Genomic DNA, 18,582 nt, shown 5'->3' with positions numbered 1-18,582 from the left:
TCACTGCGCCGCGGCGCGCTCGAGATTCGCCTCGTACTGCCCCTTGGCGGAGCGGTACTGCTTCGGCCACGGGATCGACCTCAGGCCGATCTTGGCGGCCTCGTGCAGGGCCCATGAGGGATCGGCGAGATGCGGGCGCGCGATGGCGCAGAGATCGGCGCGGCCGGCCGCGATGATCGAGTTGGCGTGGTCGGCCTCCGAGATGGCGCCGACCGCGATGGTCGGAATGTGAACCTCGTTGCGGATCTTGTCGGAGAACGGCGTCTGGAAGAGGCGGCCATAGACCGGCTTCTCCTCCTTCCACACCTGACCCGACGAGCAGTCGATCAGATCGGCGCCCGCCTCCTTGAACATCTGCGCGAAGATCGCTGCGTCGTCGGGCGTGTTGCCGCCCTCGAACCAGTCGTGACAGGACAGGCGCACCGAGATCGGCTTGTCGGCCGGCCACACGGCCCGGATGGCGCGGAACACCTCGAGCGGGAAGCGGGCGCGGTTCTGGTGCGAGCCGCCGTAGTCGTCGTCGCGTCGATTGGTCAGCGGTGAGAGGAAGCTCGACAGCAGATAGCCGTGGGCGCAGTGGAGCTCCAGCCAGTCGACGCCGGCAGCGGCGGCGCGCTTCGTCGCGGCGACGAAGTCCGACAGAACCCGGTCCATGTCGGCGCGATCCATCGCCTTCGGCACCCGGCTCGACGGCAGATAGGGCAGGGGGGAGGCGGAGATCAGCGGCCATTCGCCCTGGTCGAGCGGCTGGTCCATCCCGTCCCAGGCCAGCTTGGTCGCGCCCTTGCGGCCGGCATGGCCGAGCTGGATCGCCACCTTGGCGTCGGTGTTGGTGTGAACGAAATCGGCGAAGCGCGTCCAGCCGGCGGCTTGTGCGTCGTTCCACAGGCCGAGACAGCCGGGTGTGATCCGGGCGTCCGGCGAGACGCAGGTCATCTCGGCGAAGACGAGACCGGCGCCGCCCATCGCGCGGGCGCCGAGGTGGACGAGATGAAAGTCGTCGATCAGCCCATCACGGGCCGAGTACATCGCCATTGGCGAGACGACGATGCGGTTCGGCAGCGTCACGCCGCGCGCCGTGTAGGGCGTGAACATCGGCGGCAGCACGCGCTCGTTTGTGCCGACTGGAACGCCGGCGCGCTTGGCGAACCAGCGCTCGTATCCTTCGAGCCACGCCTTGTCCCGCAGGCGCAGATTCTCGTGGCTGATGCGCTGCGAGCGCGTCAGCATCGAGTACATGAACTGCTCGGGCTCCAGCGTGTCGGCGTAGCGGCGGCCGACCACCTCGAACCACTCCATCGCATTGCGCGCCGCGTTCTGGATTCTCGCCACGTCGACGCGGCGGATGTCTTCGTAGCGGTCCAGGACGGTCGGGATGGTCGCGGCATCGTTGCCGAGCGCCTCGAACTGGCGGGTGAGCTCGATCGCGTCGTCGAGGGCGAGCTTGGTGCCGGAGCCGATGGCGAAATGCGCCGTGTGGGCGGCGTCGCCCATCAGCACGACGTGGCTGCGGCCGTTGAACCGGCTCCACCGTCCGCAAATCAGGCGATTGAAGTTCAGCCAGGCCGAGCCGCGCAGGTGCCGCGCATTGGTCATCAGCGGGGCGCCGTCCAGCACCTCCTCGAAGAGCCTTTCGCAGAAGGCGATCGAGCCGTCCTGGTCGAGCTTGTCGAGGCCGTGCGCCAGAAAGGCCTCTTCCGTGGTCTCGACGATGAAGGTCGAGGTCTCGGCGTCGAACTTGTAGATGTGGGCCTGGAACCAGCCGTGCTCGGTCTTGCGGAAGTCGAACGTGAAGGCGTCGTAGAGCTTCCTGGTGCCGAGCCAGATGTAGCGGTTCGGGCGCACGACCAGGTCCGGCTGGAACGCCTCCGGGGTGCGGTTGCGAATCTTCGAGTTGAAGCCGTCGGACGCGATGATCAGGTCGGCATCGGGGAACTCGAGGTCGCTGTCCACCTCGCGCTCGAAGACGAGCTCGACGCCGAGCGCCTCGCAGCGCCGCTGCAGGATGTTGAGGAGCTGCTTGCGGCCGATGCCGACGAAGCCGTGGCCGGTGGTGCGCTGGCGCGTCCCCTTGAACCACACCTCGATGTCGTCCCAGTGATTGAAGGCGGTCTCGATCTCGGCCGCCGTCTCCGCGTCCCACTGTCGCATCGCCGCCATGGTGGCGTCCGAGAACACGACTCCCCAGCCGAACGTGTCGTAGGGCTTGTTGCGCTCGACCACCGTGATCTCGTGCGCCGGGTGGAGCTTCTTCATCAGGAGGCCGAAATACAGGCCTGCCGGGCCGCCGCCGATGCAGACGATGCGCATGGAGGTCTCCTCGCGCGCCGGGCGGGAACGCCCATATGCTTTATGTCTAAAGTATTCGTGCGAGAACGGCACTGTCAAGCCGATGGTCCGGTCGAGAGCAGTCCCTCGCCGCGGCGCAAGGTCCGCTTCCGCATCGGACGGGGCGGCTGTCCGCGGAGGCACGCGAGCATCGGCGACGGCGTTGCTGCATTGCGCAAATGTTGGGCAAGCAACGTCGAGCCATTATGCTTGACACATAAACTTTTTAGGTATGACCTTGTTGCAGGCCGGATGTCCCGCGGCATGCCCGAGTGCCGGGCGGTCGGGCGCCACGCTTCAGCGACACAGATCCCCGGTGCAGGGGGCGGTGCCCCCGCAACGATGGAAGGACAAGCACGATGCCGCCCGTTCCGAACAGGTTTCTCCTCGCCGCCGCTGCCGCCCTCGCGCTGCCGGCCGCCGCGGTCGCCGACCCGGTCAAGATCGGCTTCGTCTCGACCCTGTCGGGCCCCTCGGCGGCGCTCGGCGTCCACATGCGCGACGGCTTCCTGCTCGCCGTCAAGGAGCTGGGCGGCAAGCTCGGCGGCCAGCCGACCGACGTGATCGTGATCGACGACGAGCTCAAGCCCGACGTCGCCGTGACCAAGGTGCGGGCGCTGCTCGAGCGCGACAAGGTCGACGTCGTCGCCGGCGTCGTGTTCTCCAACGTGATGATGGCGATCCAGAAGCCGGTGCTGGAGAACGAGACCTTCCTGATCTCCGGCAATGCCGGCCCGTCGCCGCTCGCCGGCAAGGGCTGCTCGCCGTTCTTCTTCTCGGCGTCCTACCAGAACGACCAGAACCACGAGGTGATGGGCAAGTACGCGCAGGACAAGGGCTACAAGCGCGTCGTCCTGATGACGCCGAACTACCAGGCCGGCAAGGATTCGATGGCCGGCTTCAAGCGCCACTTCAAGGGCGAGGTGGTGGAGGAGATCTTCACCCAGCTCGGCCAGCTCGACTTCTCGGCCGAGCTCGCCAAGATCGCCGCCGCCAATCCGGACGCGCTGTTCACCTTCATGCCGGGCGGCATGGGCGTGAACCTGACCAAGCAGTATGCGCAGGCCGGTCTCGCCGGCAAGGTGCCGTTCCTGTCGGCCTTCACGGTCGACGAGACGACGCTGCCGGCGACCCAGGACGCCGCCGCCGGGCTGCTGTCGGGCGCCGAATGGGCGCCCAGCATCGACACCCCGGAGAACAAGGCCTTCGTCGCCGCCTACGAGAAGGAATACGGCGTCGTTCCGTCGCTCTATGCGGCGCAAGGCTACGACGCCGCCAAGCTGATCGACGGCGCGCTGCGCCAGACCGGCGGCAAGACCTCCGACAAGCAGGCGTTCCGCAAGGCGCTCGCGAGCGCCCCGTTCAAGTCTGTCCGCGGCACCTTCGCGTTCAACACCAACGGATTCCCGCTGCAGGACTTCTACGTCGTCAAGGCGGTCAAGCGCCCGGACGGCAAGTTCGCGACGGCGGTCGAGACCAAGGTGTTCGAGAAGGCCCCGGACGCCTACGTGGCCGAGTGCCGGCTGAAGTGAGCCGGCAGAGCCCCGTCTGTGGCCCCCGCATCTGAGCGGCGATCGGTGGCTCTGAAGCAATCCGTCACCCTGAGGTGCCCGGCACAGCCGGGCCCCGAAGGGCGACGGCCCGGGCCGATCGTCCTTCGAGGCTCGCTTCACGAGCACCTCGGGACGACGGGGAAGGGGAGAGAAGCCCGATGACCGCGGTTCTGTTCGTCTCACAGCTTCTCAACGGGCTCCAGCTCGGCGTGATCCTGTTCCTGGTCGCCGCCGGGCTGACGCTCGTCTTCGGCGTGATGGACTTCATCAATCTGGCGCACGGCGTCCAGTACATGCTCGGCGCCTATCTGGTCGCCGTGCTGGTCGCGTGGAGCGGCAACTTCGCGGTCGGCCTGCTGCTCGGCCTTCTCGGCGCGCTCGTCCTCGGCTTCGTACTGGAGGTGCTGGTCTTCCGCCATCTCACCCGGCGTGATCATCTCGAGCAGGTGCTCGGGACCTTCGGCGTCATCCTGATCGTCACCGAGCTGGTGCGCATCGTGTTCGGCTCGGCGCCGCTCGCGTTCCCCACTCCGGCGGCGCTGGCCGGCTCCGTCACGCTGATGCCGGGCCTCAACTACCCGGTCTGGCGCCTGGTCATCCTCGGCGTCGGTGTGGGCGTCGCAGCGCTGCTCTGGTATCTGGTGAACCGGACCCGGCTCGGCATGCTGGTGCGGGCCGGCTCGACCCATCCCGAGACGGTCTCGGCGCTCGGCGTCGACATCGACCGGCTGTTCCTGGTGGTGTTCGCCTTCGGCGCCATGCTGGCCGGCCTCGCCGGCGCCATGGCGGGTCCGCTCGTCTCGGTCGAGCCGACCATGGGCGACCGCATCCTCATCGTCGCCTTCGTGGTGGTGGTGATCGGCGGCATCGGCTCGATCAAGGGGGCCTTCGTCTCGGCGCTTCTGGTCGGCCTCGTCGATACGCTCGGCCGGGCCTTCGCGGCCGACCTTCTCAAGGCGCTGATCGGCAAGTCGGCAGCGGCCGCCGCCGGGCCGGCGCTCTCCTCGATGCTCGTCTACCTGCTCATGGCGGTCGTCCTCAGCGTGCGTCCCTCGGGCCTGTTCGGCGGGAGAACCGCGTGACCGTGGCGGAGACCGTGCGGAAGCCGGGCGGATCGGCAGGCCTTCGCCTCGCTCTGCAGCCGACCCTCGTCTGCGTCTTCGCCTTCGCGGCCGCGCTCGCGGTCGCGCACGGTCTCGGCAGCTCCTACGGCGCCACCATGGTGGGCCGCACGGCGGCGTTCGCGCTCGCCGCGGTGTCGCTGTCGTTCCTCATCGGCCAGGGCGGGCTGGTGAGCTTCGGTCATGCGGCGCCCCTCGGCATCGGCGCTTACGCCGTGCTGATCGCCGGCGAGTACGACGTCACCAATCTGCTCGTGGTGCTGCCGCTCGGCTTCGCGTCCGCCGCGCTCTTCTCGGTGGCCACCGGGGCCATCGCGCTGCGGACCCGCGGCGTGTACTTCATCATGATCACGCTCGCCTTCGCCCAGATGATCTTCTACGTCGCGGCGAGCCTGTCGGCCTTCGGCGGCGACGACGGCATGGCGGTCGCGTCGCGGTCGACGCTGTTCGGCATGCGGGTCCTGAAGTCCGACACCAATCTGGCGATCCTCGCCATCGCGCTGCTCGGCGTCGCGCTCTTAGCCCTCGATCGTCTGGTCGCGTCGCGCTACGGGCTGATGCTACGCGCCGGCCGGGCCAACGAGACGAAGCTCCAGGCTCTGGGCCTCGATCCCTATCGGCACCGACTGACCGCGCTGGCGATCGGCGGCGGCCTCGCCGGCCTGGCCGGCGTGCTGCTCGCCAACCAGGTCGAGTACGTCTCCCCCGCCACCATGAACTGGCACGTCTCGGGCGAGCTGATCGTGATGGTCGTGCTCGGCGGCACCGGTCGTCTCGCCGGGGCGGTCCTCGGCGCCGTGGTCGTGACGGTGCTGGACGAGACGCTCGGCCACTTCACCGAGCACTGGAAGCTCGGCCTCGGCCTGGTGATCGTCGCGGTCGTGCTGTTGCGCGGCGCCGATCTCAAGGCCCTGCTGCGCGGGACCTCGGCATGAGCGAGCCGGTCCTCGTCCTCGACACTCTCGACAAGTCCTTCGGCGCGCTGCGCGTCACCCAGGGTGTCTCGCTGGATGTACGGCAGGGCGAGGTGCATGCGCTGATCGGTCCGAACGGTGCCGGCAAGACCACGCTGGTCGCCCAGATCGCCGGTGCGCTGCGCCCCGATTCCGGCCATGTCCGCTTCCTGGGGCGCGACGTCACCAACCTCGGCGTCGCGGCGCGGGCGCGCCTCGGACTCGGCCGTGTGTTCCAGATCTCCAATGTGGTCGGCTCGTTCACAGCGCTGGAGAACGTCGCCGTGGCGGCCGTCGCATCCTCCGGCGACACCTTCGGGATGTGGCGACCGGCCTTGCGCGACCGCGCCCTGCGGGCGAAAGCCGAGGACGCGCTGGAGCGCGTCGGCCTGGTCGAGCGGATGTCCTCCCTCGCCGGCGATCTGGCGCATGGCGAGCGTCGCGCCCTGGAGCTCGCCATGAGCCTCGTCCAGAATCCGAAGCTCCTGCTGCTCGACGAGCCGATGGCGGGCACCGGGCGAGGTGAGGGCGAGCGGCTGACCGAGCTTTTGCTGTCGCTCAAGGGGCAGGTCGCGATCCTTCTGGTCGAGCACGACATGAACACGGTGTTCCGCCTGGCGGATCGCATCACGGTGCTGATCTACGGGGCGGTCGCCGTCACCGGCGCGCCGGAGGATGTGCGCGGCGACCCGATCGTCCGCCGCGCCTATCTGGGCGAGGAGGAGGCGGTCTGATGACGACGCCGCTGGTGTCGCTCGACGGGATCGATTGCGGCTACGGCGGCGCGCGCGTGCTGTTCGGCATGGGCTTCGAGGTGATGCCGGGCGAGGTCGTCACCCTGATGGGCCGCAACGGCATGGGCAAGACGACGACGATCCGCACCCTGTTCGGCCTGCTGCGCCCGACCGCCGGCCGCATCGTCGTGCGCGGCCGCGACCTGACCGGCGCCGCGCCGCACCGCATCGCGAGTGCCGGGCTCGGCTACGTGCCCGAGGGGCGACAGGTGTTTCCGCGCCTGACCGTGGAGGAGAACCTCGTCGCCACCGCGCGCGGCGCCACGCAGGGCGGCTGGACGCTCGACCGCGTCTATGCGGCCTTCCCGCGGCTGAAGGAGCGCCGGGGCAATCTCGGCACGCATCTGTCCGGCGGTGAGCAGCAGATGCTGGCAATCGGCCGCGCGCTGATGACCAACCCCGAGCTCCTGGTGCTCGACGAGGCGACCGAGGGGCTCGCGCCGGTGATCCGCGGCGAGATCTGGGGCGCGATCGAAGCCCTGCGCCGGGAGGGGCTCGCCATCCTGGTGGTCGACAAGAATCTCGAGGCGCTCCTGCGCATCGCCGACCGCCACGTCGTGATCGCCGGCGGCCGTGTCGTCTGGACCGGAACCACGGCGCAACTCGCAGCCGATCGCAGCGAGGCGACCCGCCATCTCGAAGTCTGAACCGCCGGGGGGCGACTGCGGAGGGACCGGACGCCAGCCGGCTCAGGAGGCGGAACGCCGCCGGGATCAGGTCTCGAGGCTGCGTGCCAACCGCACCAGCTCGCCTCGGCTGGAGATCTCGAGCTTCGTGTAGATGTTGTTGAGATGAAGCTTGATGGTTCCCTCGGTCACTCCGATCTGGCCCGCCATCACCTTGTTGGGCAGCCCGGTGGCTGCCAGCGCAAAGATCTCGTACTCCCTCGCGGTGAGAAGCTCTTCCAGCCAACGGTGCCGACGCTGCCGCTCCTCGACGCGCGCCATGGCGGGCCGAAGGAGATTCGGGGGCAGGCACGTCGCACCACCCGCCACGGTCCGGATGCACTTGATCAGATCGCCCGCCACCGCGTCTTTGGGCATGATGCAGCGGGCGCCGAACTGCACGGCTGCGACGATGTCGTCGTCGGAGAAATGGGCAGCCAGCAGGATGATTCTGCAGCTGGAGTTGGTCGCGCGCACACTCTGCAGGACCGAGACGCCGCCCATCGTCGGCATGTTGACGTCGAGCACGGCGACGTCCGGCTGCTGGTCGCGGATGCAGGCGAACGCCTCGGCGCCGTCGGTGAACCCGCCGACCAGCGCGAGGCCCGGATCCGATTCGACGAGACTCCGCAGGCCCATCAGGACCACCGGATGATCGTCCGCCGTTATGACCCGGATGGGATCAGGCACCGAGCCGCACCTTTTGCCGCTGCCAGCGCGCAAGCGGGATCCAAAACCTCGAGGTGAAGCATTCCGCGGTCCGAAAAACGGTGAGGGACCCCTCCAGAAGGGCGAGGCGAGCCTGGAGCGAACGCGGTATGGTCGCGGCGTCCGAATCCACGACTCCCGCGGGCGGGTCGTTGACGACGCTCAGAACGAGCTCGTCCAGGCCGAGCGACGCCTCGATCCGGATCAGCGAGGCGGCGCCGTGCTTGCATGCGTTGGCCACCGCCTCGTTGAGCAGGAACTCGCAGTCGCGACCCAGCCGACGCGGCAGCATCGCATCCCTCGGCTCGATCTCGAGACGAATGCGGCAACTCCACAGATCGGCGGAGCGGCGCGTCACGGTCCCGAGCACGTCGGCCAACGGCACCATCGTGCTGGGATCGTCCGAGGTCGGGACCGGGAGGGCCAGCGCTTCGCGAATTCGATGCTGCTCGTCGGCGACCAGACGAGAGACGTGCGCGAGCGCGCGCGCCGTCTGGTGTTCGGCCGTCAGGGCGATCGTTTCCAGCCGGATCGTGACGGCCGCGAGAACCTGCAGCAGGTCGTCGTGGATGTCGCATTTCACCCGGACCCGCTCCTGCGCCAGCGCCTCGGCCGTTATACGCTGGTCCTGTATCCGCTGGCTCAGCGCGGCAGCGATTCGGGCGCCGGCGATCTGCGACAGCGCCAGCAGATCCTCGCTGGGAGCCCGCAAGTCCGTGAAGAAGACGTAGCCGGAGCACGCCATCGTCGCGAACGGCGCAACCAGCCCGTTCTGTAACCCGTAGGATCCGGCCAGGTCCGGCCCGATGGCCTCGACGGCCGTGTGGAACCAGCCGAGGGAAGGCGCGGGCCCGCGCTCCGTGTCGGCGTCCGGGCGGGGCGGGTGGCGCTCCGCCCGCAGGGGGCCGCCGTCGGACCAGGCCAGGACATTGCGGTGCGGTTCGTCGGGCTGTTCCCAGAACAGCACCACGCGTCGGGCCGTCAGGGCGGTCCCGGCATGCGGAAGAAGACCCCCGACCGCGGTGGGCTCCAATCCGCTCGGCTCCGGCCAGTTCGCCAGTTGCACCAGGCGCGAATGGCTTCGCGCCGAATAGGCGCCGAGCCAGGCGAGCAAGAGGAGAGCGGCCAGAAGATAGAGGCCGCGGAGGACGAGATGGGCCACATTCTCCGACTCCCCCGGGGTCGGCCAGAGCCCAGAGGCCGAGGCCCCCGTACAAGGCTGCGGCCGTCGCCCCGGTGGCGAGCGCTCCGCCCCAGCCCCAGTACGCCAGCGCCGCCGCCAGCGGCAGCGCGACGAGACCGAAGAAGGGGCTGACGGCTCCGCCCGAGACGACGATCAAGCCCAGGATCAGAGCGCATTCGGTCAGGTGGAGGGCGAGGTGTCCGGCAGAGGAGGAAACCCGCCGCTCGGCTGCCAGACAGAGCACGGCAAACATCAGATAAGTCGATATCCAGGTGATGGCTTCCAAGCCGAAGGCGGAGCGCAGCCGGTCGACGTCGAGCAAGCAGGCGACCCAGGCGCCGAGAGCCAACGCGACGCGGGTCATTCCGATCAGTCGCCCGATTGGGAACGCCAGCAATGCCTTCTCCCGACGCCCGACGAGACGATTTCAACAGTATGAAGAGCTTTTGGCAGGAAATAACTTGGGCGTCATTAGCATGGCTCTAAGGATTCCGTAAAGCGTCTCGCAAGGTTCATTACGTCTATACCATTCGGGCGGCGTCGAATGGGAACACAGCACGAGCGGCCTTTGCCGCCGGACCGAGGCTTCCGGCGCGCAGGCAGCTGAAACGCCGTCGCGGACCGCCTCGGCGGCGCCGGATCAGCCCCTCCGGAGCGGATCTTCCAACATGGTTAATCCTCTATAACTCGCGTCATATGGAAAACGAGTTGTAAACGGAGTTGTATCCCGTCGTCGCAGCGTCCGGCTGCTGAGGTCGTCGGGTTGGCACCGGCGGCATGGGCGAGAGGCGGCAGGACCGCAACAGCGGCCAATCACGACGACGGCCGGGCCGGGCGCCCGTTCAGAGGCAGTGAACCGGGGCGCGCGCTCCGAACAGACAGCGGGAGACGAAGATGGCAGAGATCGTTGTGGACGGCGTTACCTACGAGCAGACTGACTACACCGGAGTGACAAACGGCACCTCGTGGAATCAGAACAACGATATCCAGGGCACTGACGGAAACGATTACATCATTGCAGGTCCGGGTACGGCTCCCGCTCCGATTCAGGAGACTAACCCAAAGGGCCAGCCCACTGGCCAGCCCCATGACGTCTCGGACAACGACACGATCACCGAGTCGAGTGGCACTAACCTTCTGACCGGCGGCTACGGCAACGACACCTTCAAGTTCGTCATCAATTTCCAGGAGACGAGCACGATTCAGACCGCCACCTACGACGACATCAAGGAGACGCCGACGCAGATCTCCGGCTCGAACACCAATGGCGTCTGGAACTCCTATCTGAGCAACCTGGCTCAGTGGCGTGCCGACATGGCGGAGCAGCACGGCGCGGACAGCGACACCAGCGCGCAGACGCAAGCCTACACCTACTCGTCGGGCAAGGTCGTGAAGAGCGGCGTGGCGACCTACGACGACAGCTACTCCTGGTACGAGCACACGACTTCCACCAACACCAGCACCAACACGATCACCGACTTCGGCAACGGCCACGATTCGATCGTGCTGGCCGGCATCACGGCGGAGCAGTTCACCGCGAACGCGCATTTCAGCGACGACGGCACCTCGGTGACGATCGGCACGTTCACGATCACGACGCTGGGCCACGCCCTGTCGATCAGCGACTTCAACTTCGTCTGACCACCTCCGGAGCCGCGCGCTTCGGCGCGCGGCTCCGTTCATTGTGCATCCTCCCACGTCGGAACGCGATCGGCATGAGTACGCCGCGGCTGGAGACGTCGAACCGCTTGTCTCTGGCGCTGCGCCGCGCCGGCGGCACCTTTCTTTGGGCGAGCGCCATCGGGTTCTTCATCAACCTGCTGGTGCTCACCCAGCCGATCTACATGATGCAGGTCTTCGACCGCGTCGTGACGTCGAAGAGCCTCGCGTCGCTGGTCTGGCTGACCGTGATCGCGGTCGCGGCCCTGATCCTCTACGGGGTGTTCGAAGCGCTGCGCTCGCGCCTGCTGGTGCGTGCCAGCCTGTGGCTCGACCAGGTGGTCTCGCCGCCGGTGTTCGACCGCGCTCTCGAATCGAGCCTGCGCGGCCATCCCTACCGCACCGAGGCGCTGCGCGACGTCGCCACGGTGCGCCAGTTCCTCGGCGGCAACGGCGCCTTCGCCATCCTCGACGCGCCGTGGATGCCGTTGTTCCTGGCCCTCGTCTTCATGCTGCATCCGGTGCTCGGGCTGATCTCGGTCGTCGGCGGCGTGCTCATCGTGCTTCTCGCGCTGATGAACGAGAAGCTGACCCATCGCGACCTCCACCGCGCCAATGTCGCCAATGTGCGGGCGATGCGAACCGCCGAGATGGCGACCCGCAATGCCGAGGTGATCGACGCCATGGGCATGAACGCGGCGGTCGCCAACCGCTGGGCCCTTGAGAACGTCCGCACCTGCAGCCTCCAGGGCCAGGCCAGCGACCGCTCCGGCATCATCCACTCCGCCTCGAAGTCGCTGCGGATGATCCTGCAGCTCGCCATCCTGGGCGCCGGCGCCTATCTGGTGCTCAACGGCGAGCTGAGCGCCGGCGTCATGATCGCCGCCTCGATCGTGATGGGGCGTGCCCTCGCGCCGGTCGAGATGGCGATCGGGAGCTGGAAGCAGGCGAGCGGCGCTCTCGACGCCTACCGGCGCCTCAACGGCTTCCTCGATGCACCGCGCCTGCGCGACGACGCTCTGGCGATGCCGCGCCCGGCCGCCAGCGTGTCCGTGGAAAGCGTCACCTATCACCCGCAGGGCCAGGCCGAGCCGATCGTGCGCGACGTGTCGTTCCAGATCGGCCCGGGCGAGGCGGTCGGCGTCATCGGCCCGTCGGCGGCCGGCAAGTCGACGCTCGCCCGCATGCTGATCGGCACCCTCAACCCGACCCGCGGCGTGGTGCGGCTCGACGGCGCCGACATCTTTCGCTGGAACCGCGCCGACATCGGCAACTGGGTCGGCTACCTGCCGCAGGACGTCGAGCTGTTCGAGGGCACGGTGCGTGACAACATCGCCCGCATGGGAGAGGTGTCGGCCGAGGCGATCGTCGAGGCCGCCCAGATCGCCGGGGCGCACGAGATGATCCTGCGGCTTCCCAACGGCTACGAGACCGAGATCGGCGAGGCCGGCGCGCGGCTCTCGGGCGGCCAGCGCCAGCGCATCGGGCTCGCGCGGGCGCTGCTGAACAAGCCCGTGCTGGTCGTGCTCGACGAGCCCAACGCCAACCTCGACGCCGACGGCGAATCGGCTCTGAACGAGGCGATCGCCCGGCTCAAGGAGGCCGGCTGTGCGATCGCGATCGTCGGCCACCGGCCGAGCGTCATGGTGCATGTCGACAAGCTGATCGTGATGCGCAGCGGCCGCATGGAGATGTTCGGGCCCAAGCGGGCCGTGCTCGAGCAGATCACCAAGGCCGCGGTCGGCCCCGTCGCGCCGCGCATTCCCCGACCCGAGGCCAGATGATGAGCACAAAGCCGCAGACGATCGACAATGCCGGGCTGCCCGTGCTCCAGGGCAGCATCTTCCAGCTCTCCGATCGCCTGCTGGAGAGCGGCCCGCCCATCCGCAATATCGTCGCCGGGGCCGTCGTCGTCGCGGTGGTCGGCCTCGGCGGGTTCGGCGTTTGGGCCGGAACAGCGCCGCTGGCCGCCGGCGCCGTCGCCGCCGGGACGGTGCGGGTCGACACCAACAAGAAGACGGTGCAGCACCTCGAGGGCGGAATCATCCGCGAAATCCTGGTCCGCGAAGGCGACCGCGTCCGCGCCGGACAGGTGCTGGTGCGGCTCGACCCGGTCGCGGTCAAGGCCGATCGCGGCGTGCTCGAGAACCAGCTTCTGACCGCCACGGCCGAGGAAGCGCGGCTGAGCGCCGAGCGCGACGGCGCCCCGTCCGTGATCTTCCCCGCCGCGCTCGCCTCCAGCCTATGGCGGCCCGAGGTGGCAGCCATCGTCGGCACCCAGCGGGAGATTTTCCAGAGCCAGAGGTCGGCCCTGGCGGCGGACATCGCCGTCCAGCAGAGGAAGGTCGCCCAGCAGCAGGCCCAGATGGAGGCGCTGAGCAAGCAGATCGTCGCGAGCGAGCGACAGATCGCGCTGTTCCAGGAGGAGCTGGATACGGCCCTCGTCCTGCTCGACAAGGGCTACGAGAAGAAGCCCAGGGTGCTCGGCCTGCAGCGGAACATCGCCCAGAGCGAGAGCGAGCTCAGCGCCCTGCGCGGCCGGCTGGACACGGCGCGCGAGACGATCGCCGAGTCGAAGGCGCAGATGGAGAGCCTGCGGAATCAACGAGCCAAGGCGATCTCGGATGATCTCGAGAAAGCCCGCAACAAGCGGGCCGAGGCCGAGAAGCAGCTGCAGAAGACCGCCGACAAGCTCGAGCGGGTGGACGTGGTGGCGCCGCAGGACGGCTACGTCATCGGGCTCAAGCATTTCACGGCCGGTGCCGTCGTCGGCTCCGGGGGGGTCATTCTGGACATCATCCCGGACAACGAAAATCTGGTCCTCTACGTGAAGGTGAACCCGATCGACATCGATGTGGTTCACGAAGGTCTGCCGGCACAGGTCCGCCTGGTCGCCTACAAGCAGCGCATCGTGCCCACCTTGGACGGCGTGGTGACGCAGGTTTCCGCAGACGCGGTCGTCGACGAGCAGTCGAAGGGCCAGTTCTACATGACCCGCATCGAGGTGAAGCCGTCCGACCTGGAGCGTCTGCCCGGCGTGAAGCTCTTTCCCGGCATGCCGGTCGAGGCGATCATCCTGACCGGCGAGCGGACCCTCCTGGATTATCTTCTCCGTCCGGTGCTCGACAGCTTCGCGCACGCTTTCAAGGAACAGTAGTCTTAGCCTGATCGCGCCGGCGGCACGCAGGTCACGGCAGCTCCTTCGGGGACCGACGAGCGACGGCGCCCGACGCGCCGGCGTGTGACCACGCTTAGCCAGCGGCAAGGGTCCGGCAGGGCCCGGCGACGATGTCGAATAGCGTCCGATGATGTGACTTCGTCGAAGAAGAATGGCGCGCCCGGAACGATTCGAACGTCCGACCCCCAGATTCGTAGTCTGAAATTACGAGCATCCAAGCGCACGCGGTAAGCACGAAAGTCCTATTTTTTTGACGTTATTGTCGTGGACCTCCAGACCATTGTCTTCAAGAGAGGTCTCTGGTATCCATGGCGACGCTTACCATCTGCTTATCGAGCCATGCGCCTCACCAGATCCGGTGTCACGAACCTCACCTTAGCACCCGGCCGTCCGTACCAGATTTTCTGGGACGAGGCCCTGCGAGGGTTCGGTGTGCGCGTAAACCCGACCGGCAAGGTCTGGGTGGTCCAGTATCGCATTGACGGCAAGTCCCGGCGCGAGACAATCGGGAGGGTGGATACGGTCCCGCTCGATCTCGCCCGCGAGGAAGCCCGAAAGACGCTTGCGCGGGTCCAACTCGGCGAGAACCCGCGTGAGGAGCGCGCTAGAGCCAAAGCTCAACGTGCGCTTGTGCTGGAGGCTGTGATTGAGCGCTACTTGCAGCAGGCGAAAACGCGATTGAAGTCGCGGTCGTTGCAAGAAGTCGAGCGGCATTTGAGGAAACACTGGCGGCCACTGCACGAAACACCCCTCAGTGCACTCGATCGCCGCGTCCTCGCCCTCCGCCTGGAGGAGATCGCGCGCGACAGCGGCCCGATCGCGTCCAATCGGGCCCGGGCGGCACTCTCGGCTCTTCTAAGCTACGCTCTGAGCATGGGCCTGCTCGAGACCAACCCGTTGGTCGGCACGTTCAAGGCCGGCGAGGAAATCCGGCGCGACCACGTGCTCACGGATCAGGAGTTGCAGGCGGTATGGACCTCTAGCGAGAACTCCGACTACGGCCGCGCCGTAAAACTGCTAACGCTGACCGGGCAGCGGCGCGAAGAGGTCGGCAGTATGCGCTGGGCTGAACTCGATCTCCCCAACGCGTTGTGGACCATTCCGTCGGCCCGCACGAAGAACGGCTTGACCCACGAAGTTCCGCTGTCATCACTCGCGGTCAAACTGCTGTCGAATACACCGCAATTAGTCGGCCGTGATCTCGTCTTCGGGGCGGGTGCTGGCGGCTATTCTGGGTGGTCGAAGGCCAAGCGCGACCTGGACGAGCGGATTGCACGATCAGCCGCGTTGCGACCGTGGCGGCTCCACGACCTCCGACGGACGGTGGCAACCGGCATGGCGAACTTGGGTGTGCAGCCCCACGTGGTCGAGGCGGTGCTCAACCATATCTCTGGCACGCGCGGCGGGGTCGCCGGCATCTATAATCGCGCGACGTATAGAGAAGAGAAAACGCGAGCGCTTGAGGTCTGGTCGGAACATGTCTCGAAACTGACGAACGGCGGGTGACATGGGCGACGTACCGCCAATTGATGAGAAAACTATTGAGCGGATCTGCCGCAAGACTAAGCTCGCCCTCGCACCATCCTGCAGCCCGGAAGATGCTGCATATCAGCTAGATATCTTTCGTGAAACATACCGGCTGAATAAGACGATCGGCCCGAAGCTCACAACCGCCGTATTAAAACGGGAGTTTACCTCCCTCCAGCGCCATATCGATGCGCTCCAACGAATGCTGTCGCAGCCGACCCTTTCGGTCCTCCGCGATGCAATCGTGGCTTCGGGCTTTGACCTACTCGGTAGTCGTGAATACGGCCGCACCGCGATGGATGAGGCACAAAAGGTTCTGTCGGATCTTTCCGGGTGCGTAGACAACTTGAGAAAAAGACGGACCGAGTACGAGGCGCTGTTAAGACGAGATCCAGCGAAGGCACATCAGGCCTTCCTCCTCAAAGGCACTGGCCATCGAGCCGTTCTGCCGTACGTTGGTCATTCCGTTGTCGATCAAAAACGACCAATGTCAGTCGAACGTGAGCTTGCAAAAGCACATATTCCGGCCGTTTACGAATTCATGTTCGGCAGGCGGTTCAATCCGGAGCCAGCCCGCGACGGCAGCTCTACGTTCACAGGGCCGAGCATCCGATTTGTGTGGGCCGTCTTCGAAGAAATGAAGTTGCACGATGGGGCCCTCGATCGTGCGCAATTGTCGATTGCGATCGGAAATGCGTTCAATAATAGGAACAAGAAGAAGTACGCCTGACGGCTCCGTATGCTTGGGCCTATACAATGCGATTCGATATCGCTTCGAGGAGTTCGATCGAGGTGCATCCCTGGCGATCGGCCTCGGCTCGTAACATCTCGTAGGTAATGCTTAGATCTGGCTCCGAGCTGATGAAGGCGCCGGAGATGGGGTTCGGCGCCCCGATTTCCATTCTCCATAGTTCGACCAAAGCCGACTGCAGATACTCCTTCATGTCCCGGTCGAGGACTACGGCTTCCCGCCGTGCGGTTCGATTTGCGCCGATCAGGTCTCGGCAGCGGGTCAGGGCTTCTTGACCCCAACCTAGCCCGAGTGCCTGCTTCGCTTCGGCGATCGTGCCCCATTGGGCCGCTCCGATTTGCTGAACAGCTGCGTAGAGCCGCCCGGGGATGCCCCCTCCGGCCGCGGCTAAGAGGTCGACGATCCCTTCGTCTTGACACGAAACGCGAAGCTCCTCGAAGAACCAGGCCAGGAGCTCACGCGCCTTGTCCGCCGTGAGCGGCTTCAGCGCAAACACCTGCGATCGAGACAGCCCTGCTCCACGCGCGCCTTCCAATGATCGCGTTAGGAAGATGACCGTGGTCGACCGAAGCTGGGCCTCCAGGGTCTTGAGGAACGTGTCCACGATACCCGGCGCACTTTCCGGCCTCTCGACGACGACAACCCGGTGCTCGGCAAATGGATGACTTTGGATGCCTGCAAGATACTCACGGACGTACGCGAGGGCGTTCGGTGCGGCCAGATTCAGAGGAGAATATCCAAAGCCGCCCGCGAGGTCGAAGCCGCGGCATCCGGCGCATTCTCCACACGGAACCAGTCGGTCGTAGGAAATTCGTTCACATAGCAGCGACCGGGCGTACACGCTGGCTATGGTCCGCTTCCCGATGCCGGGCGGGCCGTAAAGCCAGATCGGTGTCGAATGATTGACTGTTCGAAACCGCGCTTGAAGCGCTTGAATGACCTCCTGATGCCCGACGATGTCTCGCATCGCTCGAGCAAGCACTGGAGCTCTGAACGTCGGTGGCTCGACGAGGACGGCGCCGCTCGGACTGCTCGCTGGGTCGAGGAACGCCTGCAAGGTCCCGATCCAGTCGGGACCACCCGGGCAGGCGGACGCGAGCGCCTCCTGTAGCACTTGCCGGAGCCGACACCCGAGTTGATCCTTCTCGCTTAGAACGGAGAGTGCCTCTCGTATCTGCCCAAACAGTAACCTTCGAGGAGCTTCGTCGGCGCAACACGCCTCGAACATCCGGGCAATTTGATCGAGCTGGCAGAAGAACCGATCCACCTCGATTCTGCCCGATCCTGCCGGAAAGGCAGTCTGTGACAATCGCCTTCGCCAGCAGAGAACGGCGGCACCCCACAATAGTGCGCCACTCATGCATCGAGAGGGACCGAGACCGCCCGGTTTTTCGATGAGCGCGATGCTCGACTCGAGCAGAGTCGACACCAGCCGGGCCGTGCTCGCGCCGCTCCGCCGCTGATGTTCAAGGCCTTGCAAGAAATCGATGAAGTCGGATCGGTGTCTGTCGAGGACGTACGCCCGCAGTGGGCGCAGTCGCTCGGCCCGCTGCACTGTCGTCCCTTTCTCGCGGTCCGGGATGGTGAACTGTCCCGTCTCATGGTCCATCCAACGTAGAATGACCGTATCGAACTCCCGCGAAAACTCGGACACGTCGACACCGCCAGGACGATCGACGAACGTACGAAAGTGACCCGTGAACGCGCCGTCCCCAAGAATGCGCCGATCGACGACGAGGTCGCTCGCCCCGACGAAATACTTGAGGGCCGCTTCGACCGTTTCGGACGTGATCTGCCGCTCCTCGACGACTACGGCCTCCGGATCCGCCTCGGCCCAATTCAGGCATTCGCACTGCCCCGTACCGACCTCTGCGAAGATAACCGTAGCGGAGCTACTGTTCGCGACTTCGCGGAGGCACACCGATAGATCTGCAGCTTGGACCGTTCGGAGTTCGGCGCAGTCGAACAATAGAACACCGTCGAACAGCGAGGGCCCGAAGAGCGCATCCTGCCCGCACGCATAGGCGTCTAGCCCCGCTTTCCGGGCAGCGGCTTGAAGCCAGTCAATGACCCGGGACCGCATAACCCCACTGCGGTATTTGTAAAGCAGCACGCGCGGGAGATACGTCGGCTTTGATAAGAGTTCGAGATCCAGCATTGCC

14 protein-coding genes and 1 tRNA gene are annotated in these 18,582 nt (G+C 66.4%); 10 read left to right on the top strand and 5 right to left on the bottom strand.

Annotated elements, in window-relative coordinates; translation table 11 throughout:
- Complete coding sequence (locus tag CH341_RS04555; protein ID WP_111417845.1) at window positions 1–2,310, bottom strand: bifunctional salicylyl-CoA 5-hydroxylase/oxidoreductase; 2,310 nt, start codon at window positions 2,308–2,310, stop codon at window positions 1–3.
- Between the two features lie 377 nt (window positions 2,311–2,687).
- Between CH341_RS04555 and CH341_RS04550 the strand changes: the two genes are divergently transcribed.
- From CH341_RS04550 to CH341_RS04530, 5 genes are all read left to right on the top strand, one after another.
- Window positions 2,688–3,860, top strand: a complete 1,173-nt coding sequence (locus tag CH341_RS04550; protein WP_111417844.1) for an ABC transporter substrate-binding protein — start codon at window positions 2,688–2,690, stop codon at window positions 3,858–3,860.
- A gap of 179 nt (window positions 3,861–4,039) precedes the next feature.
- A complete protein-coding gene (locus CH341_RS04545) occupies window positions 4,040–4,963 on the top strand; it encodes a branched-chain amino acid ABC transporter permease (RefSeq protein ID WP_111417843.1) in 924 nt (307 codons plus the stop codon).
- The gene (locus tag CH341_RS04540; RefSeq protein ID WP_111417842.1) at window positions 4,960–5,937 is read left to right on the top strand and encodes a branched-chain amino acid ABC transporter permease; all 978 of its coding nucleotides are present in this window, start codon (window positions 4,960–4,962) and stop codon (window positions 5,935–5,937) included. The genes CH341_RS04545 and CH341_RS04540 overlap by 4 nt, the downstream gene beginning before the upstream one ends.
- The gene (locus CH341_RS04535) at window positions 5,934–6,689 is read left to right on the top strand and encodes an ABC transporter ATP-binding protein (protein ID WP_111417841.1); all 756 of its coding nucleotides are present in this window, start codon (window positions 5,934–5,936) and stop codon (window positions 6,687–6,689) included. Before CH341_RS04540 ends, CH341_RS04535 begins: the two co-directional genes overlap by 4 nt.
- A gap of 11 nt (window positions 6,690–6,700) precedes the next feature.
- Window positions 6,701–7,396, top strand: a complete 696-nt coding sequence (locus CH341_RS04530; RefSeq protein WP_111417857.1) for an ABC transporter ATP-binding protein — start codon at window positions 6,701–6,703, stop codon at window positions 7,394–7,396.
- 66 nt (window positions 7,397–7,462) lie between these two features.
- Here CH341_RS04530 and CH341_RS04525 read toward each other — a convergent pair whose 3' ends face one another.
- Complete coding sequence (locus CH341_RS04525; RefSeq protein WP_146604373.1) at window positions 7,463–8,104, bottom strand: response regulator; 642 nt, start codon at window positions 8,102–8,104, stop codon at window positions 7,463–7,465.
- Window positions 8,097–9,284, bottom strand: coding sequence for a sensor histidine kinase (locus tag CH341_RS04520; protein ID WP_111417839.1), 1,188 nt, complete (start codon window positions 9,282–9,284; stop codon window positions 8,097–8,099). The genes CH341_RS04525 and CH341_RS04520 overlap by 8 nt, the downstream gene beginning before the upstream one ends.
- A gap of 915 nt (window positions 9,285–10,199) precedes the next feature.
- On the opposite strand from CH341_RS04520, the gene CH341_RS04515 reads away from it, so the two are divergent.
- The 3 genes from CH341_RS04515 to CH341_RS04505 all read left to right on the top strand — a co-directional run bounded on the left by CH341_RS04515 (window position 10,200) and on the right by CH341_RS04505 (window position 14,121).
- On the top strand, window positions 10,200–10,946 hold the full coding sequence (locus tag CH341_RS04515) for a hypothetical protein (protein WP_111417838.1): 747 nt from the start codon (window positions 10,200–10,202) through the stop codon (window positions 10,944–10,946).
- 74 nt (window positions 10,947–11,020) lie between these two features.
- Window positions 11,021–12,748, top strand: coding sequence for a type I secretion system permease/ATPase (locus CH341_RS04510; RefSeq protein WP_111417837.1), 1,728 nt, complete (start codon window positions 11,021–11,023; stop codon window positions 12,746–12,748).
- A complete protein-coding gene (locus tag CH341_RS04505; protein ID WP_111417836.1) occupies window positions 12,745–14,121 on the top strand; it encodes an HlyD family type I secretion periplasmic adaptor subunit in 1,377 nt (458 codons plus the stop codon). The genes CH341_RS04510 and CH341_RS04505 overlap by 4 nt, the downstream gene beginning before the upstream one ends.
- 173 nt (window positions 14,122–14,294) lie before the next feature.
- On the opposite strand, the gene CH341_RS34055 is transcribed toward CH341_RS04505, so the two are convergent.
- Window positions 14,295–14,364 (bottom strand) — tRNA-OTHER (locus CH341_RS34055).
- 42 nt (window positions 14,365–14,406) lie between these two features.
- On the opposite strand from CH341_RS34055, the gene CH341_RS04500 reads away from it, so the two are divergent.
- Complete coding sequence (locus tag CH341_RS04500; RefSeq protein ID WP_245430877.1) at window positions 14,407–15,648, top strand: tyrosine-type recombinase/integrase; 1,242 nt, start codon at window positions 14,407–14,409, stop codon at window positions 15,646–15,648.
- A gap of 1 nt (window position 15,649) precedes the next feature.
- The gene (locus CH341_RS33595; protein WP_146604372.1) at window positions 15,650–16,399 is read left to right on the top strand and encodes a hypothetical protein; all 750 of its coding nucleotides are present in this window, start codon (window positions 15,650–15,652) and stop codon (window positions 16,397–16,399) included.
- A 19-nt stretch (window positions 16,400–16,418) separates the two neighbouring features.
- On the opposite strand, the gene CH341_RS04495 is transcribed toward CH341_RS33595, so the two are convergent.
- The gene (locus CH341_RS04495) at window positions 16,419–18,578 is read right to left on the bottom strand and encodes a hypothetical protein (protein ID WP_111417834.1); all 2,160 of its coding nucleotides are present in this window, start codon (window positions 18,576–18,578) and stop codon (window positions 16,419–16,421) included.
- Window positions 18,579–18,582 lie beyond the last annotated feature (4 nt).

Origin of the sequence: Rhodoplanes roseus, assembly GCF_003258865.1 — a bacterium.
GTDB classification, from domain to species: domain Bacteria; phylum Pseudomonadota; class Alphaproteobacteria; order Rhizobiales; family Xanthobacteraceae; genus Rhodoplanes; species Rhodoplanes roseus.
This window is presented reverse-complemented; position numbering and strand designations above follow the sequence as displayed.